This is a genomic window from Paenibacillus sp. FSL L8-0340, from assembly GCF_038593145.1.
In the GTDB taxonomy this organism is placed as follows: domain Bacteria; phylum Bacillota; class Bacilli; order Paenibacillales; family Paenibacillaceae; genus Paenibacillus_AQ.
In genome coordinates this window covers 4,401,278-4,423,384 of record NZ_CP151967.1, presented here as the reverse complement: position 1 = coordinate 4,423,384, position 22,107 = coordinate 4,401,278, and the positions used below count along the sequence as shown (strand labels likewise).

Here is a 22,107-nt window from a genome sequence, read left to right as displayed (position 1 = left end):
ACCCCCTGTATAAAACCGACCCAGAGCAACCGGTAAGCTTTTCTTCCGGTTGCTTCCTTACTTTGGAATGGTTTAGAATGGATAATACTTCATAAACTTGTTGTAGAGCATCTATCCACGCCGTAAAGGAGTTTTAGACTTGACAAATAATGGATTTCAACATGGCAACGCCGCAGGCATGCGCATTCATGTATTGCCGACCAAGGCGTTCAAGACCTTCGCCATTTCACTTTATGCTGGGGTTCCGCTGGACGAAAGTACGGTCACTTCCACAGCGCTGGTTCCTTTTGTGCTTCGCAGAGGTACAGCCAACTATCCGGAAACAACCCAGTTCCGTGAACGTCTGGAGGAACTTTATGGTGCCGGATTTGGTTTTGATATCTACAAAAGAGGCGATTATCAGATTGTCCAGTTCCGGATGGATACGATCAACGACTCCTTTGTGCAGAGCAAAGAGAGCCTTCTCGGGGAGTCTTTTGCTTTCCTAGGAGAAGTACTGACCCGGCCTTTGCTGGAGGACGGAAGCTTCCGTGCATCGTATGTCGCAACAGAACGTGAGACGGTACGCAAAAAGCTGGAAGCGATTGTTAACGATAAGATCCGCTATGCGGCTGAACGCTGTATTGAAGAAATGTGCCGTAAGGAGCCTTACCGTCTGCATCCCCTTGGCCAAAGAGCCGACCTTGACAGCATTACTCCAGAAAACCTGTATAAATCCTACAATTCCTGGTTGAACGGAGCGATCCTCGATCTTTACGTCGTTGGTGACACTACACCTGAGGAAGTTGAAAAGCTGGTCGTTCGCCATTTTGGCCGTGCACACAAGGAGACCACAGCGTATTCCTCCAACTTTTCACCGGTAGCCGTTACAGAGGTCCGGACTGTGGAAGAGAAGCTGGATGTTAATCAGGGCAAGCTTAACATGGGGCTCCGCACTTCCATAACTTACAAGGATGACAAATACGCCTCCGCGCTGATGTATAACGGAATATTAGGCGGTTATCCTCACTCGAAGCTGTTCGTCAACGTTCGTGAGAAGGAGAGCCTTGCCTATTATGCGTCCTCCCGCTATGACGGACATAAAGGCATTGGAACCATTCAATCGGGGATCGAAACCCAAAATTACGGCAAGGCCGTCGATATTATCCGCAAACAGCTGGAGGAATTGAAGGCTGGAAATATCAGTGACTTGGAGCTGAACCAGACCAAGGCAATGATCCGCAATCTGCTTTCCGAAATTCAAGATTCGGCGTTTGAACTGATCTCGTTTGATTTCAACCGTCAGTTGTCCGGAAAAGACCGTTCCGCACTGGAGCTGCTGGCTCAAGTCGATGGCACCGGAGTGGAAGATGTGAAGGCGGCTGCCGACACGTTCCAGCTGGATACGATTTATTTCCTGACAGGGAAGGAGGAATAGCGGTGAAACAGATTCATTACGAAAGACTTCAAGAAACACTGTACCACGAGGTTATGGATAACGGTCTGCAGGTCTATGTGCTTCCTAAGCCCGCTTTCCAGAAAACCTATGCCACCTTCGCCACTAAATATGGCTCTGTGGACAATCACTTCAAAGTTGCCGGCGGTGAAGAAACCACTGTCCCTGACGGTATTGCCCACTTTCTGGAGCATAAAATGTTCGAAGAGCCGGAAGGTGACATTTTTGCCACCTTTGCTTCTAACGGTGCGTCGGCAAATGCTTTCACGAGCTTTGACCAGACAGTGTATCTTTTTTCGGCCACAGAAAATATTGAGACCAATCTCAGTACCCTCGTTGATTTTGTACAGCGGCCTTATTTCACCGACGAGAATGTCGAAAAGGAAAAAGGAATTATCGGCCAGGAAATCAATATGTACGCGGATAATCCGGATTGGCGCGTCTATTTTGGTTTGATTGAGGCCATGTACGCCAAACATCCGGTACATATCGATATCGCCGGAACGATCGAATCAATTGCCACCATTACCAAAGAAACACTGTACACCTGCTACAATTCCTTTTATCATCCCAGCAATATGCTGCTGTTTGTAGTCGGCGGCGTAGAACCGGAGAAGGTATTCGAGCTGATCCGCAGCAACCAGGCCGGTAAATCATACGAAAAGCAGGGTGAAATCTCGCGTATTTTTGAAGAGGAGCCCGTTCATGTTGCAGAGAAACATAAGGAAAGCCGTCTCGCCGTATCTATGCCGAAATGTCTCTTCGGCTTTAAAGAGAAGGTAGAAGGCCTCACCGGTGAAGCGGCAGTCCGCCGTGATCTGACCACTAAGCTAATGCTGGATCTGTTGCTGGGCAGCAGTACGACGCTGTACCAGAAGCTCTATGACGAGGAACTGATCTCCGACAGCTTCGGACATGAATTCAACAGCTCACCGCAGTACGCGTTCTCGGCGATTGGCGGCGATACGAAGGATCCGGATCGGCTCATCAGCAGGTTGAAGGAAGAAATCAGTGTTATTCTGAAGACTGGCTTCGCCGAGAAGGATTTCGAGCGGGCGCGCAAAAAGAAAATCGGCGGCTATCTGCGCATGCTGAACTCGCCGGAGAGCATTGCTCACGAATTCACACGCTACCAGTTTAGAGGCGGCGATTTGTTTGAAGTGCTGCCGCTTTATGAATCCATTACGCTGGATGAGGTCAATGCCCGCTTGCGTGATCATGTAGACTGGGAACAACTCGCTGTGTCGCTTGTGGTGAGTCCTTAATGGCGTTATCGGGAGAGGGCAGCAAGCCTATAGGAGAAATGACCGTGCTTGTCACTGGAGGCAGCGGAGGAATTGGCGGGGCCATCGCCGAACGTTTTGCTTCCGTGGGGATGAACATTGTTATTCATTATATGAACTCGCACGAAGCGGCGAATGATGTGGCCCGGCGCTGTATGGCGCTGGGGTCCAAGGTGTTGACTGTGACCGCTGATATGAAGGACCGCAGCCAGCTTGTCCGCATGGCAGAAAAGCTGGAAAGCAGCGGAATGCAGCCGGATATTCTGGTTAATAACGCCGGAAAAGCACATTATGGCATGCTGGCTGATGTGACGGAGGAAGAGTGGGACGATATTATGGCGGTGAATCTGAAAGGCACTTTTTTGTGCAGCCAGATTTTTATGCCTTATATGGTCAGCCAGCGGTATGGGCGGATTATTAATGTCTCCTCCGTTTGGGGCATCTCAGGCGCTTCCTGCGAGGTTGCCTACTCCGCCAGCAAGGGTGGGGTGAATGCCTTCACTAAGGCATTATCCAAAGAGCTGGCACCCTCAGGAGTCACGGTGAATGCCGTGGCTCCCGGTGCTGTCCATACGGCCATGCTGGCCAATCTGCAGGAGGATGAGATGCGGATGCTTGAGGAAGAGATTCCTGCGGGACGACTGGCTTCCCCTCATGAAATCGCCTCGCTTGTTTATTTTCTCGCCTTGCCTGAATCCGGGTACATTACCGGCCAGGTAATCAGTCCGAACGGCGGATGGATCACCTGATGAATCCGGTTACTGGCGTGGAGGCTTGGAGAAATGCTCCAGCATAAAAACGTACCGCCCGAGACATATTATAACTGTTGCTTTTAAATCTCACGTAAGGCGGCTGTCACCTGAACAAGGCGGGCGGACCGTAAACATGAAGGAGGATTTAAGATGTCAACAGAAACCGTAGTGAAAAACTTTGATACCTGGAAAAGCTTTTTGGGTGAACGGGTCATTCAGGCTGAAAAAATGGGGATGAGCGAAGATACCATTTCCAAGCTGGCTTTCGAAATCGGGGAATTCCTTGATAAGAAAGTCGATCCGGGAAACTATTCCAACCGGGCAATCAAAGAGCTGTGGGATGTCGGTACAGACGATGAGAAGCATACCATTGCTTCCCTCATGGTCAAGCTGGCGAAGAAAAACGCATAGGCATGCGGAACAAGCTCCCCTCGCGGGAGCTTTTCTGCAATTATTACAGTAGTGTCCTTGCCTTTCAATTTCATTTTATATATCATTAACATGACCCGTGTTTCAGAACGCTTGCCGAAGCAGGTTTTTTTAATGTATGGCAAAGTGCAGGGAAAAGGAATCTATGAGGTGTAACAAGTGGAATATAAACAATGGTATATGGAGTACAAGATACATAAGAACAGACCTGGTCTGCTTGGAGATATCGCTTCTATGCTCGGAATGCTTGAAGTCAACATCCTGACTATCAACGGTGTGGAAGGCAAGACGCGCGGAATGCTCCTGGAAACAAACGATGACGAGAAGATTATGCTGATGGGTGAAATGCTCAAAAAAGTAGATAATATTACGGTTACGGCGCTGCGTTCTCCACGGCTTGTGGATAAGCTGGCTGTCCGGCATGGACGATATATTGACCGCGATTCGGATGACCGCAAGACGTTCCGTTTTACCCGGGATGAACTGGGACTGCTCGTGGATTTCCTCGGCGAACTGTTTAAAAGGGAAGGGAATCAGGTTATAGGACTACGGGGAATGCCCCGCGTCGGCAAGACGGAGTCTATTATCGCCGGTAGTGTCTGCGCCATGAAGCGCTGGACATTTGTTTCTTCGACGCTTTTGCGGCAAACGGTCCGCAGCCAGCTGGCTGAGGATGAGATGAACCCTCATAATGTCTTTATTATTGACGGGATTGTAAGCACGATCCGCTCCAATGAGAAGCATTATAATCTGCTTCAGAATGTGATGAGTATGCCCAGCACAAAAGTAATTGAGCATCCGGATATTTTTGTGCGGGAATCCGAATATACCTTTGATGATTTTGATATCATTATTGAGCTGCGCAATATGCCGAACGAAGAGATATTGTACGAGTCGTTTACGACAAGCTACAGTGATGATCTTTAGAATATAAAACAAAGCGGATGCTTTCGAAGCGGGTTTTGTACGATGCTCTTCAAGAAAGCAAATGCTGACAAAACTTTTAGGAGGTGATGGCATGTCGGAACTGGGCCGGCATTTGAAGGAGGCTCGTCTGCAAAAAGGGATGAGTCTTGACGATGTCCAGGAAGTAACAAAGATTCGAAAAAAATATTTAGAAGCCATCGAGGCGGGTGACTATAAAGTGCTTCCCGGGAGCTTCTATGTTCGGGCGTTTATCAAAACCTACGCTGAGGCAGTGGGTGTGAACCCGGACGAGCTCATGGAAGAGCATGGCAATGTCCCGGCTGCCCCGGTAGAAACAACAACGATGGAGACCGTGATTCAGAAGCGCAGCCGCAGACCTGAAACGGAACGGAATGCGAAGTGGCTTCCGACAGTCCTGATGTGGACCTTCCCTATATTGATTATTGTAGTAATTTATTTGTACGCTTCTTCGAATATGAACAAAGCTGATCCTGAAAATGCTGCTCCCGAGAATTTGACCAACGAACAAAAGGATCCTTCTAAGAATCAGCCTTCCCCGACAGCGGTCGGGGGCGGAGTGGTGTCTCCTTCGGAATCAGCAGGTAGCCCTGAAGCGACTGCAACGGCTACTGTGACTCCGACGGCTACACCAGTTCCTTCACCAAGCTCTCAGGCGGTTACGGTCACACAGGACCGTAAATCGGGCAAAACGACGATTTACAAAGTTTCTGCTCCTTCCGGAAGCGCTGTGCAGGTTGAGATTGCAGCAACCGGTGTAAGCTGGCTTGAAGTTTACAAGGGTGAAAATTCCAAAGGTGAGAAGCTCAGCTTTGGCAACACTGCTGCCGGTGAGAATAAGAGCTTTACACTCGGCAGTGAAGGGATCTATATTAAATCCGGTTACTCGCCAGCTACAAATATTACTGTTAACGGACAAGTGATCACTGACGGCAAAACCTCCTCCCGCATTCTGCTTGAACTGGATGAGGGCACTTCAGCCGACAGTGAATCCGGAAACACAGATGAGTCACAGGACAGCGTTACTAGCCAGAATAGCAATTCAGGTCAATAAAGGTAACCACGTATAGACTTTGGCTTTTTGGAGAATATAAGAGTGATTTACAGTTCTTACGCCAAAGTGAGGTGTATACTCTCATGACCGTTAGCTGGATTGTAACAGGGCTGGGCATTATCGTCAGTCTCCTCGGTTATTACTTGACGCCGAGCGCCTGGGGCTATGGAATTCTTGGCTTCGGACTGGCACATATTGTGCTGGGGATTCTGGATATGTTTCGGTCTCCCGCTCGCAGCAGATAAAGCCGCTGTATGAACGTCTCCCGGCAGTAGTTATTGCCGGGGGGCGTGTTTTTAGCCTTTGATTATCAAAGGCTTGCACTTGGCTCCACATCTGTGGGGCTGTTTTGCATGCGGGGGTGCGGGTGCCTTATTCTTGCCATAATTAGACTTAAGAAGCCCTTTCTCATATAATAGGAGCAGAATAATTGTTAGCAAAGGACGTGGATTCATGAGTTCAGAAAGTTCATTTGACATTGTATCCAAAATGGATATGCAGGAATTGACCAATGCTGTTCACCAGACCGAGAAGGAGATTGATAACCGGTTTGACTTCAAGAACAGCAAAAGCAGCCTGAAGCTGGAAAAGGATGCGCTTATGATCGCCTCAGAGGACGAGTATAAGCTGGGCGCAGTCATTGATATTTTGCAATCCAAGATGGTCAAACGTGGGATTACCCTCAAGAATCTGGATTTCGGAAAAGTCGAACCGGCTTCCCTTGGGACAGTGCGCCAGCGTCTTGGCCTTAAGCAGGGAATCGATCAGGAGAACGCCAAGAAAATCAATATTCTGATCCGGGATTCCAAGCTGAAGGTGAAGAGTCAGATTCAGGGAGATCAAATCCGCGTTACCGGCAAAAGCCGCGATGATTTGCAGCAAATTATTCAGATTTTGCGCAAAGCCGATTTGCCGCTGGATTTGCAGTTTAACAATTTAAAGTAAGCTTTTGTACCCCGCAGTGCTTACGCACCGGTTTTTGCGGGGTGCTTTCTGTTTTTTTGACACGTACATATAGCTATAATATACTTGCTTAAGCAGTTTTGAAGAAAATAGTGGAATTTCGGATTCGTAACGATCAGGGGAGGAACTTCAGTGAATTTGCCCAACCGCATCACGCTAGCCCGCATTTGCCTTATCCCGATTATGATGTTTTTTTTGCTGGTGGATTTCAGATTTTATCCGGAGCCTTTACATTGGGGCTCGTTCCAGCTTTCAATTAATCATCTGATCGCGGCTGTAATCTTCCTGCTCGCGGCCAGCACGGACGGTATAGACGGCTATATAGCCCGGAAATATAACATGGTCACTAATCTCGGCAAGCTGCTCGACCCGCTGGCGGACAAGCTGCTGGTTTCTGCGGTGCTGATTTCTCTGGTTGAGCTGGGAAGATGCGATTCATGGATCGCCATTGTGATTATCAGCCGTGAGTTCGCCGTAACCGGGCTGCGCCAGGTAGCGCTGCTCGAAGGCAAAGTGGTTGCCGCCAGCAAATGGGGCAAGATAAAGACAGTCGTGCAGATTGTCGCCATTTCCCTTCTGCTGCTCAACAACTTTCCCTTCCAGTTCGTCAGTATCCCTCTTGATGATATTGCCATTTGGGCCGCTGCGCTCATCACTATTTATTCGGGGATTGATTATTTCGTGAAGAACAAGGATCTGCTCCAACTTCATGATGCTTAGAACTTAATCACCCATCCACTTTATAACCAGGAGGAGAAAGCCAGCTATGAAAGCGGAAATAATTGCCGTCGGGACGGAGCTTTTACTTGGACAAATCGTGAACAGCAATGCCCAGTTCTTATCTGTAGAGCTGGCCGCGATGGGAATTGATGTATATTTTCAAACTGTGGTCGGGGATAACAGCGGCCGTATTCAGGAAGCAACAGAGATTGCAAAGAGCCGTGCAGATGTCATTTTGTTCACCGGTGGAATCGGTCCGACCGAAGATGACCTGACCAAAGACGCACTGGCGTTAACGCTGGGCCGTTCGCTTTATATCGACCCGCTTGCGATGGATCATGTACAGCGTTTTTTTGATGACCGAAAAATTGTGATGACAGAGAACAACCGTAAGCAGGCACTTATTATTGAAGGAACTACGCCGCTTTCCAATGAAATCGGCCTTGCTGTCGGGATCGCGTTCGCCCATGAAGAGAAGTATTATATCGTGCTTCCAGGCCCGCCGCGTGAGATGAAGCCAATGTTTACGGACAAGGCTAAACCATGGCTGCTGCAGCACGCACTGACAGACGAAATGCCGATTTACTCCAAAATGCTCAAATTTGCCGGCATCGGCGAGTCGCTGCTGGAGGACAAATTGATCGATTTGATCCGGAGTCAGACTGATCCAACTATCGCTCCTTATGCCAAGGAAGGGGAAGTGACGGTCCGCATCTCTACCAAAGCGACTTCTGAACACAGTGCCATGGAGAAGCTGGATGTGTTGGAGAAGACAATCAAGGATATTCTGCCGGAGCATATGTATGCCAATATAGATGTGCCGCTGGAACAGCTTATTGTCGATTGGATGGCAGATGCCGGACTGACCTTAAGCGCCGCAGAGAGCTGTACAGGCGGTTTGCTGATGGAGAGCATCACGAATATTCCGGGCAGCGCAACCATGTTCAATGGGGGTATAGTTTGCTATTCCAATGACATGAAGAAGAAGCTGCTGAATGTGCCTGCTGCTCTTCTTGAGGGTCCTGATGCTGCCGGAGCGGTCAGCCGCGAAGTGGCTGAGGTGCTGGCGGAACAGGTAAGAATGATAGGGGACAGTGATTTCGGGTTATCAGTTACAGGCGTTGCCGGTCCCGGCTATTCCGAACGCAAGCCGGTAGGGCTTGTCTATGTCGGCTTAGCCGAACGGGGGCAAAAGACTGAGGTGTATGAGCTCAATCTCAAAGGGACGCGTGAGAACATCCGGCTGCGTTCAGTCAAAGCGCTATTATACCGTCTCTGGCGCAGGCTCGAGGAGCGCAAGGTGGCTACTCCGCCGGATGGATCAGCCTTGCAATAACCTGCTAAGACGGTATATAATTGTATATACGGAAGAACCGTAGCACTGAGAACTCTCTGCTGCGGTTTTTTGTTTTATGCGGCGCCGTGGACTACAGCGGAGCTCCTGCGAGCATAGGCCGTTGATTTCCGGTGACTGAAGGATTTGTATTGAATTCAACATCCGGAAGGAGGCTTACAATAAAAGGGAGTATTCTCCCGGAAGACAAAAAAAACGAATGTATGTTCGAAAAAAAGCTTGGCAAGACCTCCAAAACACGTTATTATATTACTATAAACAGTGAAGGAAGTGGTCTGATTGTCAGATCGTCGTGCAGCGCTTGATATGGCGCTTCGTCAAATAGAAAAACAATTCGGTAAAGGTTCGATCATGAAACTGGGAGAATCCTCGCATATGAAAGTCGAAGTCGTACCTAGCGGCTCCTTAGCACTTGATATTGCTTTAGGTATTGGCGGACTTCCTAAAGGACGCATTATTGAAGTATACGGACCGGAATCTTCCGGTAAGACGACTGTTGCTCTACATGCGATTGCAGAAGTTCAGAAGCTTGGTGGACAAGCTGCTTTCATCGATGCAGAGCATGCGCTTGACCCTAAGTATGCTAATGCTCTCGGCGTAAACATTGATGAGCTGCTGCTCTCCCAGCCGGATACAGGCGAACAGGCACTGGAAATCGCCGAAGCGCTCGTCCGCAGTGGCGCAGTAGACATTATCGTCGTGGACTCCGTAGCGGCACTGGTGCCGAAAGCGGAAATTGAAGGCGATATGGGAGATTCCCACGTTGGCTTGCAGGCACGTCTGATGTCTCAAGCTTTACGTAAGCTGTCCGGAGCGATCAACAAGTCGAATACAATTGCCATCTTCATTAACCAGCTCCGTGAGAAAATTGGCGTTATGTTCGGTAACCCGGAAACAACTCCAGGCGGCCGGGCATTGAAATTCTACTCTTCCGTTCGGCTTGATGTGCGCCGCGTAGAGAGCATTAAGATGGGAAATGATGTTGTCGGTAACCGTACGAAGATCAAGGTCGTGAAGAACAAGGTTGCACCTCCGTTCAAGCAGGCTGATGTTGATATTATGTACGGTGAGGGTATTTCCAGAGAGGGAAGCCTTGTTGATATCGGTACTGAGATGGATATCGTTAACAAGAGCGGTGCCTGGTATTCCTACGAGGGTGAACGTTTAGGCCAAGGTCGTGAGAATTCCAAGCAGTTCCTGAAAGAGCATCAGGACATTGCTCTGGTGATCGAGAATAAGATTCGTGAAGCCAGCAATTTGTCGACGATTGTAGCGGCTCCGAGTGAATCTGAGGTTGCTGCAGAGCAAGAGGAAGAAGAAAACTTGCTGCTCGAAATCGAATAAATTTAAGTGAATAATATATAAGGTATTAGGCGCCCTGTGAATGATCTTAACAGGGTGCTTTTTCATAAGATCAGAAGAGTATAAGAATCAATAGCTATGAGGTGACAGACAGCCATGGTAATACAATTGAACCCTGAACCGGAAGAACAGGAAGAACAACCGCTGGACAATTTCCCTGAAGGCGAGCTGCTTGTCATCACACGGGTTGAGCGGCAGAAGAAGTCCGATCACCGTTACATTATTCATTTCGGCGCATATAACATGACTGTTCATGAAGATGTCATGATTAAATATCGGATGATCACCGGCAGTTCGTTCATGAAGGAAGATCTGGTGGAAATTGTTGTTGCGGATGAACGGCAGCGTGCTTATGTAGAGGGACTGCGGTATTTGGAACGAAAGCCTCGGACGTCTCAGGAAATGGCCCGTCGTTTACGTGAGAAAGAAATAGGAGAGACTATTATTGCCGAGGTGCTGCTGCGGTTGCAGCAAGAGCGTTTCCTTGATGATCCCTTGTATGCCAAGCAGTGGGCGGAACAACGCATTGCAAACCAGCGTAAGGGCAAGCTATGGATCCGTCAGGAGCTGCGGGAGAAAGGAATCGACAAGTCGCTGATCTCGGAAGCGCTGGAGAATATCTCTCCGGAACAGGAACTGGAGAGTGCTCTGCAGACAGGGCGCAAGAAATGGAATCTGATTCGCGGAGACGTTAATGACAAGCGCAGAAAGACCGGAGCCTTCCTCATGCGGCGCGGATATTCCGGTGAAATGGTACGGCAGGTACTGAATGTTTTACGCCAGGAAGAGGATTTTGAGGGTGAAGAAGAGGAGATTTACTTCCCTGACTGATTCTCTTGACTTAAATGCGGTTATCGACTCTCTTGACAAGGTCTTTTTATAAATAATAAAATATAACATGAATCGGCATAAACTAAGAATCCTTTTTCCTTCCCAAAAAGCAGACTCTTATGTACCGGTTCGCGTACAACTCATATGAAATGTAATCGCCGGATAAGGCGGGCAGTGTGCATGTGCAGCATGTGCAGTATGGCAATCGGTGTATTACCGGTTTTTTGTATGGTGATGAACGGATAGTTTAACAACTGCACAATTCCCAAGGCATTTCCCTTGGAGGAACCAACGAGGAGGTGAACAGATGGTAACTGCAATCTGGGTCATAATCGTTCTCGTTGTAGCTGCATTATTCTTTGGATTCGGTTATTTTATTCGTAAATCCCTTGCAGAAGCTAAGATTTCAAGCGCAGAGAAAGAAGCCGTAGTCATCGTGGAGAACGCGAAGAAAGAGGCGGAGGCGCTGAAGAAGGAAACGGTACTCGAAGCTAAGGACGAAGTCCACAGAATCCGTACTGAAGCTGAGAAAGAAACTCGTGAACGTCGGAATGAAATCCAACGGCAAGAGAGACGTTTGCTGCAAAAGGAAGAATCACTGGATAAAAAAATGGAATCGCTTGAACGAAAAGAAGAACAAGTAGCTAACAAAGAGAAACGAATTGACGAAACACAACAGCAAATTGATGTAATTTACAAGAACCAGGTCACTGAACTGGAACGCATTTCCAATTTGAGCATCGATGATGCCAGAAGTATCATTCTTAGCAATGTAGAACAGGAAGTTCGCCACGAGACCGCTCAGATGATTAAGGAAATTGAACAGCAGGCCAAAGAGGAAGCGGACAAGAAAGCCCGCGAAATCATTACACTGGCTATTCAGCGCTGTGCAGCTGATCATGTGGCGGAAACAACCGTGTCAGTAGTTACATTGCCGAATGAAGAAATGAAGGGCCGGATTATCGGCCGTGAAGGCCGCAACATCCGTGCACTGGAAACTCTAACTGGTATTGATCTCATTATTGATGATACGCCGGAAGCTGTTATTTTGTCGGGCTTTGATCCAATTCGCCGCGAAGTGGCCCGTACGGCACTTGAGAAGCTGGTCGCTGATGGACGTATCCATCCGGCACGGATTGAAGAGATGGTGGAGAAATCCCGCAAAGAAGTGGATGAGCGGATTCGCGAATACGGTGAACAGGCTACCTTCGAGGTTGGCGTTCACGGATTGCATCCGGATCTGATCAAAATTCTGGGCCGTCTGAAATTCCGTACGAGCTACGGTCAAAATGTACTCAAGCACTCCATGGAGGTTGCTTATTTGACTGGACTTATGGCCGGTGAGCTTGGGGAAGACATCGTGCTTGCTAAACGTGCTGGTCTGCTGCATGATATCGGCAAAGCGCTGGATCATGAAGTGGAAGGTTCGCACGTCGAGATTGGCGTCGAACTGGCGAAGAAATACAAGGAGCATCCGGTTGTTATCAACAGTATCGCGTCTCATCACGGTGACTGCGAAGCTACTTCGGTTATTGCCATGCTGGTTGGAGCTGCTGACGCCTTGTCGGCTGCACGCCCTGGCGCACGCCGTGAGACACTGGAAACGTATATCAAACGTCTGGAAAAGCTGGAGGAAATCTCCGAAAGCTTCGACGGCGTCGAGAAGTCCTACGCCATTCAAGCGGGCCGCGAGGTTCGTGTGATGGTGCAGCCTGAGAAGATCGACGATGCGGAAGCATTCCGTCTGGCCCGCGATATTACGAAGATGATCGAGAGTGAACTGGATTATCCGGGTCATATCAAGGTTACCGTAATCCGCGAGACACGGGCTGTTGAATACGCTAAATAAGCAAGGAAATCGGCCCCCCTGCGGGGCCTTTTTTCTTTCATACAGAATATATGCTTACGAAGCCGGATGTGTACGAAGAACATTCAGCACGGATTAACCCATTAAAACTTTTAGGAGGAGAACAACATTAAAGTTTTATTTATAGGTGATATTGTAGGCAATACTGGCAGAAAAGCGCTGCGCGAAATGCTGCCTTCGCTGAAGAACAAATACCAGCCGCATATAATCATTGCGAACGGAGAAAATGCCGCAGCGGGAAGGGGTATTACATCCGCTATTGCCAATGAATTTTTCAACTGGGGCGTTCATGGCATTACAATGGGCAATCATACATGGGATAACAAGGACATCTTCGAATTTATCGACGACGAGCCCCGGATCATCCGCCCGGCTAATTTCCCTGCAGGAACACCTGGCAGAGGATATACGATTATTAAAGGCAATGGCAAAGAGCTGGCGATTGTCAATTTGCAAGGACGGACCTTTTTGCCGGCAATTGATGATCCGTTTCGGGTGGGCGAAGAGATTGTGGACGAGCTGCGCCGGAATCACAAGTGTATTCTGGTGGATTTTCACGCTGAGGCTACATCCGAGAAGATCGCCATGGGCTATTTTATGGACGGGCATGCTTCCATTGTTGTAGGTACCCATACACATGTGCAGAGCAATGACGATGTTATCCTGCCGGGAGGCACTGCTTATCTGACGGATGCCGGCATGGTTGGTTCAAGAGAAGGGATTTTGGGTATGGAAAAGGATGCGGTCCTCTATAAGTTTACTACCCAGCTTCCGGCCAGATTTGTGGTTGACGAAGGTAAATGGCAGTTGCACGGTTTATTCGCAGAGATTGACGAGGCTACGGGCAAGGCAACACGTCTGGAGAAGATTCGGCTGCGTGAAGATGAATGGGTAATGAGTTAATGAGGGCATCAAGGAATTAGGCTTTTCGGGAATAATCGCTGATTTTGGGTAAAGTGTGATATTTTTTATATCGGAAAAGAGTATCTTTTGTACCATTTTCTCCGGAGTAGTCCGCAAAAAGAAGGAATTATTTCTTCTCTCGCGAATAACATCTACAGTAGTGGAAGAACACCATCATTTTCCCAGGGGAGGTACTTACTATGGATGTATTAAAAGTATCAGCTAAATCCAATCCGAATTCCGTTGCCGGCGCACTAGCGGGTGTTCTTCGTGAACGTGGATCGGCCGAGCTACAAGCTATTGGAGCAGGAGCACTGAACCAAGCAGTCAAAGCAGTTGCCATCGCCCGGGGATTTGTCGCGCCAAGCGGTGTCGACTTGATCTGCATTCCAGCATTTACTGACATAGTGATTGATGGAGAGGATCGGACGGCGATTAAACTCATTGTAGAGCCTAGATAATTAATGAATGCCAGAACTTACGGGATGAACCTGTTTACCTATGTAAACAGGTTTTTTGCTGTGCAGGTGAAGTGCGGGTCATCCTCTGCATAAACTATAAGCAGGAGCGCTGGATGCGAAGTGGCGCGGCAACTGGATGACAAGTAAGAAAGTGAGGCCGATCTCATGGGAAGAGCGGAGCAACTACGGGTGGCGGATTTTCATTGTGATGTTCTGAGCAAACTGCAGGCTTCCCCCCATCTTAATTTCGACAAGGACAGCCGGCTTGATGTAACTGCAGAACGGCTTGCAGCGGGTGGCGTCGGCCTGCAAGTTTTTGCGATTTATCTGTCTATGGTTAGAGGGAGACCTAGTTTTGAAAGTGTGCTGGGACAAATTGAGCTATTCCAGGGCAAAGTACTAGGCTCAGGAGGCCTACAGTGGCTGCGCTGGAAGGAGGAAGCAGTGGAACTGGTTAGAGTGCCCCCCAGATGGGGGCTGCTGTCTCTGGAAGGCGTAGACGGTCTGGAGGGGAATCTATTCTATGCTCAGTTGTGTTTCGATCTCGGTGTGCGCTTCCTTGGAGTCACCTGGAACTATGCGAACTGGGCAGCGGATGGCGTACTGGAACAGCGGAATGGAGGATTTACCGAAAAAGGCCGGGAGCTGATCGAGTGGTGTAACAGCAGCGGTATGCTGCTGGATGTGTCTCATTTGGCCCCGGCAGGCTTCTGGGAGTTGGCTGAGCGGAGCAAGCGTCCGTTTATCGCCTCCCACTCCAACGCCACAGTTGTGTGCGGCCATCCGCGTAATCTGAGCGATGAACAGATCAAAGCGTTGATTGCCATGGACGGCCGGATGGGACTTACCTTTGTTCCATGGTTTGTTAAAAATGGAGGCGGCGCCAAAGCTGATGATCTTCTAAGGCATATCGATCATGTCTGCAGCCTGGGGGGGACAAGGCAGCTGATGTTTGGTTCCGATTTTGACGGGATTGATGTCTGGGTAGAGGGACTGGAGCATCCTGGGAAATACGCCGAGTTTGCTGAGCTGCTGCTCCGCTACTATCCGGAGGATCAAGTGAAGGGGTGGCTGTACGAAAATGCTTGGAGTTTTTTAAGCCTGCATTTGCCGCCAAAACTAAACGACCATAAAATACCATAAAGTTGCAGAACATGACAAAATCGTGACAATCCAGCTTCGAAAGCTCAAAATGTCGAAAAAGGGACTCTCATTGTGCAGAGGGTCTTTTTATTTTTGGGTAATAAGAGGTATAATGTTCAATGGCTTGTACAGATACTAGAGAAAATACAAGGAGTGACTTTACAATGAGCAAGACTGTACCCGTAGGTGTGTCGGCTAGACATATTCACCTTACGCAAGAGCATGTGGAAGCGTTATTTGGCGCAGGTTATCAACTGACTGAGTTCAAACCACTCTCCCAACACGGACAATTTGCAGCTAACGAGCAAGTAGCAGTAATCGGCACCAAAGGTAAATTCGACAAAGTAAGAATTCTAGGACCTGTCCGTCCGGCATCACAGCTGGAGATTTCCCGCACAGATTCTTTCAGCCTCGGCGTGAAAGCACCTGTCCGTGAATCCGGACATATCGAAGGCACACCGGGCATTACCCTTAAGGGACCAGCCGGTGAAGTAGAACTGGAGACTGGCGTAATTATTGCTGCACGTCACATTCACTTCCACACTTCTGAAGCAGAAGCTTGGGGCATCGCCGACAAGCAGCTTCTAAAAGTACGTTTGGGCGGCGAACGCGGCCTGGTACTGGAAAATGTTCTTGCCCGCGTATCGGACAAATTTGCGCTTGATATGCATATCGACACCGACGAAGCCAATGCTGCAGGTGCTAACAACGGCGACACAGCTGAAATTGTAGATTAGTATTTATTTATAAGTAGGTCAAGACGCGGAGGAGCCATCCTCCGCTTTTTTATGTTCTGTTATCTTATGGGTTTAGGATGATGCCTGGAGTTGAGGGTAGTGAGATGAGAAAGTGGTTATTTTGATATAGCTGCAGTGCTTACGATGGTTCCTACGGGCTGCGTTCTTCGAGCAAAGTCTTGCTGAGTTTGGCAGCGGCGCGGTTTTTGTACCACATATAGCTATAGTGCTTCTTGCAATAGCCCTTGGCATAATGTCTCGCTGAACAGTTGGGGATTGTGCATAATGATGGATTTGCTGTTCTTTTTTTACCCATGATTCAAAGCGCTCCTTTGCGTCATTTGTGATTTGCATAATTACTGTACACCAGCAATCTAAACCAAATCTGAACAACCCTGCTTTGCTGATGGAATAGGAGGCGTGAAAGGAATGGACGACGGTTACACTAGGACTAACGTAAAAAATTTCCGATGATGTTTCTCTTATTGTTCAATTTGTGTTATCATTATGTGTTATGACTTTGATGAGCGCTATGTGGAGACGCTGCAAACAAGGTACAGCAGTTACCTGATTGATAATATATGTATTTAAAATTAAGGAGACAACATGACTTTTAATGATTTGAATTTGATCCCAGCGATCCTCAAGGCGTTAAGCCAAGAAAATTATACATCACCCACCCCTATCCAGGAGGAGTCTATTCCCGCGGCTTTGGCCGGCAGAGACGTTCTCGGCTGCGCACAGACCGGAACAGGCAAAACAGCCGCTTTTTCCTTGCCGATTATTCAGCTGCTAAGCCAGCAGCCTTCTGCAACCGGCGGCAGACGCCGGATTCGTTCGCTGATTCTCACACCGACAAGAGAGCTTGCACTGCAAATCTCGGAAAATATTCAGGCCTACAGCAAATTCACCAGTATCCGTTCAACAGCTATTGTTGGCGGTGTATCGCAAAAAGCTCAGGAGCGGGCATTAAGCCAGGGTGCGGATATCCTGATTGCCACGCCAGGCCGGCTCATCGACCTGATTACCCAGAAGCATGTTGATCTGCAGTATGTGCAGATTCTTGTACTAGATGAAGCGGACCGCATGCTGGACATGGGCTTCATTCATGATGTGAAGCGGATTATCGCCAAAATGCCAAGCAAAAAACAAATATTATTTTTCTCGGCTACGATGCCGACAGAAATTTCGAATTTGATCAAAACACTGCTGGTAAACCCCGTGAAAATCGAGATTACGCCAGTTTCCTCCACCGTGGACAGAATTGAGCAGTCGATCTATCTGCTGGAGAACGGCAACAAGCAGAATCAATTAAACCGCCTTCTTCAGGACAAATCGATTGTCTCGGCACTGGTCTTTACCCGCACCAAACGCGGTGCTGACCGGGTTACCCGTGATTTGACGCGGATTAATATAACTGCTCAAGCGATTCACGGCAACAAATCCCAGAATGACCGGCAAAATGCGCTGCGCAACTTCAAAAGCGGAGCTACCCGCGTGCTTGTTGCTACAGACATTGCCGCCCGGGGGATTGATATTGACGAGCTGTCGCATGTCATCAACTTCAATCTGCCGAACATTCCGGAAACTTATGTCCACCGGATCGGCCGTACGGGCCGTGCCGGTATGAGCGGAATCGCCATCTCTCTCTGTGAGGCCGAAGAGATCCCGTACCTCAAGGATATTCAGAAGCTGATCGGCAAGACGATCCCTGAAGTTAAGGACCATGCGTATCCGATGTCTAAGAGCGCACAGGCTCTGCTGAATGAACGCCCGGCAAAAGCTCCTGCGAAGCCGGCAGCCAAGGCGAAGACCAATCCGGCACGCAAGCCAAAGTCGGAATGGTTCACACAGGGCAACCGTTCAGGCAGCACTTCCGGCGGAAGCAAGAACAGCGGCCAGGGCGGCAGACCGAACGGAGAAACGGCTCATCAAGCAGGAGCGGGTGCAAGACCCGGGAGCGCTTCGGCCAGTGGAGCTGGTTCTAGCGGCAGAGTAAGCGGAGGGAACGGCAGCGGAGCAAGTGCTAGCAGCCGCCCAGGCGGCAGACCCGGTAACAACCACAGCAACCGCCCAGGCGGCAGACCTGCAGCCAAAGCGGGCAGATCGCAATAAACGGATGCTCATAGATTAGACAGCAGCCTTCCCTGAGCGGGAGGCTGTTTTTTGTGCGTTATGAGTTCTGCTTTTCGAAGCTGTAAGCTAAACTGGAATAAAAGAGGAGCTCCTGATATAGAGAAAAGTAAGGGGTAGTATCAAGTGTAATGAGGTGAGCAATGTGATAAATGAATTTGTTTGGGGAATTTTCGTCGTCTGATAATTATCAATTACTTCGAATGCCGATAAATAATAGCTTCGCATACTATCATAAAAAGAGTGGTGAATTGGTTGGTATGGACGGGATCCACCATGAACATTTTCATTTTAAAGATGGTTCTAAGTGAAGCTGAGTAAATTTGTTGCTAAGCTTGCGAGTCTCGTCAGTTACACAAAAACAGCGGCAGTCTAATACTTTATTTTCTCCGAACAGCTTTTATATTGGTATCGCAGGAGTACAGGCAGCTAGCTATCCGGTTCGAAAGCTTCACGACACAGCAAATAAAGGGAAAACTACCCAATCTGAAGAATATGGATTAGAGTACAATCTAAGAGAGGAGTATGACTATGATTAGTGGAGAAAACCAAGCAATCATTGATAATTATGTTGAGGCCTACAATGCGTTTGATGTCGAGGGCATGGTTAGACTTGTAGATGCTGATATTTTGTTTAAAGATGTTTCCAATGGTGAAATCACGACAGAGACCAGGGGAATTCAAGAGTTTAAAGAACTGGCAGAAAAGTCTTCACAGGTTTTCTCTAATCGTCGTCAGACCATTACCCATTACAGCGCTGTAGATGACAGAATAGAAATACAAGTTGATTATGAAGCAATACTGGCTGTTGATTTACCAAATGGATTAAAGACTGGAGATACACTTCAACTAAAAGGGAAGTCGGTATTTGAAATTAAAAATGGAAAAATAGCATTGATTGAAGATTATGGTTAAAGATTATAAAACAGTTGATATCTCTGAAAAGGTGGAATTGGGAGTATGAGATTGAAATTAGAAGGAATTACGGTTTTGGCGCATGATGTTCCTAGATTGACTAGCTTTTATCGTGATGTACTCGGATTTAAGACCGTTGTTGAAGAAAACCATTATGCTGAATTTGTAAATGGCGGCATACGGCTTGCGATTTGTTCAACACCATTGATGGCGGATAACACAAACGGTCATTATTCCTTTATAGAAGAGCGTAAAGGGCAAGCCTTCGAGCTTAACTTCGAATGTGATTCACCGGAGGCTGTTCACACGATGTATGAGGAGCTTATTTCAAAAGGGGCTACAGGGATCACTGCACCGAAGCCGATGTCTTGGGGGCATACCACGGGCTTCTTCGCAGATCCGGAAGACAACATTCATTCTATTTTTGCGGTGAATCCGGTTGCAGCGGATAATCAATAATACCTAGATTACGCTGAAAATGGTAGTCATAACAACAACCGCCTTGGACAGTCTGTGACTGCACCGTAGCGGTTGTTGTTATGCGTAAATATCCGGTTATGGATTCAGGTGTTATCCGGCCAGATAAGCCCCCAGTTCCTCACGCAGCTCAGAGCTGATCGAGGTCATCGGCAAGCGGAGCGTATCAGAGGAAATCTCTCCGTAGGCGCTAAGCAGCCATTTGATCGGAGCCGGATTGGACTCCTTGAAGAGCAGCTTCATCAGCGGCAGCAGCTGGTCGAACGCTGCTGTAGCTTCAGCGGTCTGCCCGGCTTTGAACTGCTCGTAGATACCGAGGAACTTCGCGGTATGCACGTTGGCCGAGGCCAGCATGCCCCCGGCGGCTCCGCAGCCCAGCATATGCAGGAACTGCAGGTCGTCGCCGCACAGCACCGGCTTCGATCCCAGCCGGGACAGCTCGGAGACTAGCAGCGGAGAGCCGGAGCAGTCTTTTAAACCTACTACGTTATTCATCTCAAGGATGGTGCGTGCGGTATCAACCGACATGCCGACTCCGGCGCGGCCCGGGATATCATAGGCGATGACCGGAATGCCCACTTCGGCGGCTTTGCGGAAATGCTCAATAATGCCTTGCTGGGAAGGGCGGCTGTAATAAGGGACAACCACGAGTACAGCATCAGCACCTGAATCGGCAGCCAGCTCTGTGCGGGCTATAGTGGAGGCCGTATCATTAGTGCCTGTGCCGACCACCAGCGGAACCGGGCTCGATTTCAATAATTCCCGTGATGCATCCACGAGAGTCTGTAATTCCTGTATGTTGACTGTCGGCGATTCTCCAGTGGTTCCATTGACGACCAGACCATGAATATTGTTCTTGATGATGTTGTTCACATAACGCTGATATGATTCCAGATCAATCTCGCCAGCTGTATTGAACGGGGTTACCACGGGAACATAGATTCCATAAATCTGTTCTTCTGTTAACATGAATATCGTCCTCCAAAATGTTGAAATCCTTTTATCTTACTGTAGCATGGAATATTCCATCGGCGTTAGCTATAATAAATGATGTGGGTTATCAATAATATTGATGTTAGGGTGAGGTTATGGATTTAACATATATGCGGACCTTCCGCGAAGTCGCGAAACGGCAGAGCTTTACCCGCGCGGCTGAAGAGCTGGGCTATGCGCAGTCCAGTGTGACGATGCAGATTCAGAAGATTGAGAAGGAATACGGGGTTCCACTGATAGAGCGGCATGGACGTGCGTTGCGCCTGACTCCACCTGGAGAAGAGCTGTTGAAGCTGTTTGTGGAGATTCTGGATTTGTATGACCGTTCCAAGGAAACGATCGCCCAGCAAATTGGCGGGACGCTGACGATCGGGACCATTGATTCCTTGGCTGCGTTTTATTTGCCGCCGTTCCTGCAGCAGCTGCGCACGACTTTTCCCGGACTGAACATTCATCTGCAGACCGAGCAGGAAGCCAATCTGGTGGCGAAGATCCGGGACGGTGAAGTGGACATCGGCTTAATGCTGGACCGGAATGCCAATGACTCCGTGCTTGAGCGGACGATCATCAGAGATGAGCCCCTGGTGCTGGTTGCACCTGCCACCCATCCGCTGGCCCAACTTGCGGACGTGACACTGCAGGATCTGAACAACTGTGAGCTGATCGTTTCCGAGGAGAGCTGCATTTACCGCAGCCTGTTCGAGAATCTGCTGCGGGAGCACGGGATTATTTTCCGCATCGGCTTTGAGCTGTCGAATCTGGAGGCGATCAAGCGTTGCGTACGCAACGGGCTGGGCATAGCCTTGCTGCCAAGAATCGTCGCCGAGGAGGAGATCGAGCGGGGGAACCTGGCGGAGCTGTCTTTTGCCCATCCGGAAATTCATTTTGATCTGCAGCTGCTGCTCCATCCCAAGAAGTGGAAATCACTGCCGCTGCAATCGCTGATTCAGATGCTGCTGGCAGATGCAAAGGCGAAGACGGTGGCGCTGTGAAATGCTCGGATGAACGACAGTTAAGTGGATTTTTAATGGGCTATATAGATTGAACTTGAGAATTACATGTAGGGAAAAGTGGCGGAGGGGAATTTTGGAACTGGAGGAGCGACAGCGTCCGCTTTTAGGTTTGGATTTCTACTGCGATTCGTGGTTAATTCAAGAAATCCAAACCTAACAGCGGCCGGAAGTCCAAACATTCTCTGGAGTCACGGCCAATCCCAAAATAAAAGAATATAAGTTCAATCTAAATAGTATGCAGCAAGATATTGACATCAAAAACGAGAATATGGTATATAAAAGGAAGTGTTAGCACTCATTCGAGTGGAGTGCTAATTTCCAGAGAGCAAACAGAAGA

The 22,107-nt window shown here is 48.6% G+C and carries 22 protein-coding genes; 21 read left to right on the top strand and 1 reads right to left on the bottom strand.

Annotation, left to right across the window (positions count from 1 at the left end):
* Positions 1 to 178 precede the first annotated feature (178 nt).
* The 20 genes from NST07_RS19780 to NST07_RS19685 all read left to right on the top strand — a co-directional run bounded on the left by NST07_RS19780 (position 179) and on the right by NST07_RS19685 (position 19,746).
* Positions 179 to 1,417, top strand: coding sequence for a pitrilysin family protein (locus tag NST07_RS19780; RefSeq protein ID WP_341380383.1), 1,239 nt, complete (start codon positions 179 to 181; stop codon positions 1,415 to 1,417).
* A 2-nt stretch (positions 1,418 to 1,419) separates the two neighbouring features.
* Positions 1,420 to 2,700 (top strand): pitrilysin family protein, encoded by a 1,281-nt coding sequence (locus tag NST07_RS19775; RefSeq protein WP_341093944.1) that lies wholly within the window; start codon positions 1,420 to 1,422, stop codon positions 2,698 to 2,700.
* Positions 2,700 to 3,467, top strand: coding sequence for a 3-oxoacyl-ACP reductase FabG (gene fabG / locus NST07_RS19770; RefSeq protein WP_038593352.1), 768 nt, complete (start codon positions 2,700 to 2,702; stop codon positions 3,465 to 3,467). The genes NST07_RS19775 and fabG overlap by 1 nt, the downstream gene beginning before the upstream one ends.
* A 153-nt stretch (positions 3,468 to 3,620) precedes the next feature.
* Entirely contained in the window at positions 3,621 to 3,881 is a 261-nt protein-coding gene (locus NST07_RS19765; protein WP_341093943.1) for a DUF3243 domain-containing protein, read from the top strand.
* A 177-nt stretch (positions 3,882 to 4,058) separates the two neighbouring features.
* Entirely contained in the window at positions 4,059 to 4,826 is a 768-nt protein-coding gene (locus NST07_RS19760) for a DUF3388 domain-containing protein (protein ID WP_038593346.1), read from the top strand.
* A gap of 91 nt (positions 4,827 to 4,917) precedes the next feature.
* On the top strand, positions 4,918 to 5,898 hold the full coding sequence (locus NST07_RS19755) for a RodZ domain-containing protein (protein WP_342479988.1): 981 nt from the start codon (positions 4,918 to 4,920) through the stop codon (positions 5,896 to 5,898).
* Positions 5,899 to 5,981: 83 nt separating this feature from the next.
* Positions 5,982 to 6,143 (top strand): hypothetical protein, encoded by a 162-nt coding sequence (locus tag NST07_RS19750; RefSeq protein ID WP_341093941.1) that lies wholly within the window; start codon positions 5,982 to 5,984, stop codon positions 6,141 to 6,143.
* A gap of 208 nt (positions 6,144 to 6,351) precedes the next feature.
* Positions 6,352 to 6,843 (top strand): YajQ family cyclic di-GMP-binding protein, encoded by a 492-nt coding sequence (locus NST07_RS19745; protein ID WP_038593340.1) that lies wholly within the window; start codon positions 6,352 to 6,354, stop codon positions 6,841 to 6,843.
* 150 nt (positions 6,844 to 6,993) lie between these two features.
* Positions 6,994 to 7,581: a CDP-diacylglycerol--glycerol-3-phosphate 3-phosphatidyltransferase gene (gene pgsA / locus NST07_RS19740; protein WP_038593337.1), complete on the top strand. Its 588-nt coding sequence runs from the start codon at positions 6,994 to 6,996 to the stop codon at positions 7,579 to 7,581.
* A gap of 46 nt (positions 7,582 to 7,627) precedes the next feature.
* The gene (locus NST07_RS19735; RefSeq protein ID WP_342479987.1) at positions 7,628 to 8,917 is read left to right on the top strand and encodes a competence/damage-inducible protein A; all 1,290 of its coding nucleotides are present in this window, start codon (positions 7,628 to 7,630) and stop codon (positions 8,915 to 8,917) included.
* 297 nt (positions 8,918 to 9,214) lie between these two features.
* The gene (gene recA, locus NST07_RS19730) at positions 9,215 to 10,279 is read left to right on the top strand and encodes a recombinase RecA (RefSeq protein ID WP_341093939.1); all 1,065 of its coding nucleotides are present in this window, start codon (positions 9,215 to 9,217) and stop codon (positions 10,277 to 10,279) included.
* A gap of 114 nt (positions 10,280 to 10,393) precedes the next feature.
* Positions 10,394 to 11,128, top strand: a complete 735-nt coding sequence (locus NST07_RS19725) for a RecX family transcriptional regulator (RefSeq protein WP_038593328.1) — start codon at positions 10,394 to 10,396, stop codon at positions 11,126 to 11,128.
* Between the two features lie 307 nt (positions 11,129 to 11,435).
* The gene (gene rny / locus NST07_RS19720; protein WP_038593326.1) at positions 11,436 to 12,977 is read left to right on the top strand and encodes a ribonuclease Y; all 1,542 of its coding nucleotides are present in this window, start codon (positions 11,436 to 11,438) and stop codon (positions 12,975 to 12,977) included.
* Between the two features lie 126 nt (positions 12,978 to 13,103).
* A complete protein-coding gene (locus NST07_RS19715) occupies positions 13,104 to 13,898 on the top strand; it encodes a TIGR00282 family metallophosphoesterase (RefSeq protein ID WP_038593324.1) in 795 nt (264 codons plus the stop codon).
* Positions 13,899 to 14,098: 200 nt separating this feature from the next.
* Entirely contained in the window at positions 14,099 to 14,359 is a 261-nt protein-coding gene (locus NST07_RS19710; RefSeq protein ID WP_019910496.1) for a stage V sporulation protein S, read from the top strand.
* 165 nt (positions 14,360 to 14,524) lie between these two features.
* Positions 14,525 to 15,502 carry a membrane dipeptidase gene (locus NST07_RS19705; RefSeq protein ID WP_342479986.1) on the top strand — a complete coding sequence of 326 codons (978 nt, stop codon included), beginning with the start codon at positions 14,525 to 14,527 and terminating at the stop codon, positions 15,500 to 15,502.
* Between the two features lie 164 nt (positions 15,503 to 15,666).
* Positions 15,667 to 16,239 carry a phosphate propanoyltransferase gene (locus NST07_RS19700; protein ID WP_341093937.1) on the top strand — a complete coding sequence of 191 codons (573 nt, stop codon included), beginning with the start codon at positions 15,667 to 15,669 and terminating at the stop codon, positions 16,237 to 16,239.
* Positions 16,240 to 16,845: 606 nt separating this feature from the next.
* The gene (locus tag NST07_RS19695) at positions 16,846 to 18,354 is read left to right on the top strand and encodes a DEAD/DEAH box helicase (protein WP_342479985.1); all 1,509 of its coding nucleotides are present in this window, start codon (positions 16,846 to 16,848) and stop codon (positions 18,352 to 18,354) included.
* A 549-nt stretch (positions 18,355 to 18,903) separates the two neighbouring features.
* On the top strand, positions 18,904 to 19,287 hold the full coding sequence (locus NST07_RS19690; RefSeq protein ID WP_341378925.1) for a nuclear transport factor 2 family protein: 384 nt from the start codon (positions 18,904 to 18,906) through the stop codon (positions 19,285 to 19,287).
* A 45-nt stretch (positions 19,288 to 19,332) separates the two neighbouring features.
* Complete coding sequence (locus NST07_RS19685; protein WP_341093934.1) at positions 19,333 to 19,746, top strand: VOC family protein; 414 nt, start codon at positions 19,333 to 19,335, stop codon at positions 19,744 to 19,746.
* A 111-nt stretch (positions 19,747 to 19,857) separates the two neighbouring features.
* Here the strand turns inward: NST07_RS19685 and dapA are convergent, their stop codons facing one another.
* Positions 19,858 to 20,733, bottom strand: coding sequence for a 4-hydroxy-tetrahydrodipicolinate synthase (gene dapA, locus NST07_RS19680; protein ID WP_341093933.1), 876 nt, complete (start codon positions 20,731 to 20,733; stop codon positions 19,858 to 19,860).
* A 119-nt stretch (positions 20,734 to 20,852) separates the two neighbouring features.
* Here dapA and NST07_RS19675 point away from each other — a divergent pair, with 119 nt between their 5' ends.
* Positions 20,853 to 21,749: a LysR family transcriptional regulator gene (locus tag NST07_RS19675; RefSeq protein ID WP_341093931.1), complete on the top strand. Its 897-nt coding sequence runs from the start codon at positions 20,853 to 20,855 to the stop codon at positions 21,747 to 21,749.
* Positions 21,750 to 22,107 lie beyond the last annotated feature (358 nt).

Bases quoted from the DNA above. Each gene is read 5' to 3' on its own strand.
- NST07_RS19780 (WP_341380383.1), top strand. From the start codon at position 179: ATGCGCATTCATGTATTGCCGACCAAGGCGTTCAAGACCTTCGCCATT.
- fabG (WP_038593352.1), top strand. From the start codon at position 2,700: ATGGCGTTATCGGGAGAGGGCAGCAAGCCTATAGGAGAAATGACCGTG.
- NST07_RS19765 (WP_341093943.1), top strand. From the start codon at position 3,621: ATGTCAACAGAAACCGTAGTGAAAAACTTTGATACCTGGAAAAGCTTT.
- NST07_RS19755 (WP_342479988.1), top strand. From the start codon at position 4,918: ATGTCGGAACTGGGCCGGCATTTGAAGGAGGCTCGTCTGCAAAAAGGG.
- NST07_RS19750 (WP_341093941.1), top strand. From the start codon at position 5,982: ATGACCGTTAGCTGGATTGTAACAGGGCTGGGCATTATCGTCAGTCTC.
- NST07_RS19745 (WP_038593340.1), top strand. From the start codon at position 6,352: ATGAGTTCAGAAAGTTCATTTGACATTGTATCCAAAATGGATATGCAG.
- NST07_RS19735 (WP_342479987.1), top strand. From the start codon at position 7,628: ATGAAAGCGGAAATAATTGCCGTCGGGACGGAGCTTTTACTTGGACAA.
- NST07_RS19725 (WP_038593328.1), top strand. From the start codon at position 10,394: ATGGTAATACAATTGAACCCTGAACCGGAAGAACAGGAAGAACAACCG.
- rny (WP_038593326.1), top strand. From the start codon at position 11,436: ATGGTAACTGCAATCTGGGTCATAATCGTTCTCGTTGTAGCTGCATTA.
- NST07_RS19710 (WP_019910496.1), top strand. From the start codon at position 14,099: ATGGATGTATTAAAAGTATCAGCTAAATCCAATCCGAATTCCGTTGCC.
- NST07_RS19705 (WP_342479986.1), top strand. From the start codon at position 14,525: ATGGGAAGAGCGGAGCAACTACGGGTGGCGGATTTTCATTGTGATGTT.
- NST07_RS19700 (WP_341093937.1), top strand. From the start codon at position 15,667: ATGAGCAAGACTGTACCCGTAGGTGTGTCGGCTAGACATATTCACCTT.
- NST07_RS19695 (WP_342479985.1), top strand. From the start codon at position 16,846: ATGACTTTTAATGATTTGAATTTGATCCCAGCGATCCTCAAGGCGTTA.
- NST07_RS19690 (WP_341378925.1), top strand. From the start codon at position 18,904: ATGATTAGTGGAGAAAACCAAGCAATCATTGATAATTATGTTGAGGCC.
- NST07_RS19685 (WP_341093934.1), top strand. From the start codon at position 19,333: ATGAGATTGAAATTAGAAGGAATTACGGTTTTGGCGCATGATGTTCCT.
- dapA (WP_341093933.1), bottom strand. From the start codon at position 20,733: ATGTTAACAGAAGAACAGATTTATGGAATCTATGTTCCCGTGGTAACC.
- NST07_RS19675 (WP_341093931.1), top strand. From the start codon at position 20,853: ATGGATTTAACATATATGCGGACCTTCCGCGAAGTCGCGAAACGGCAG.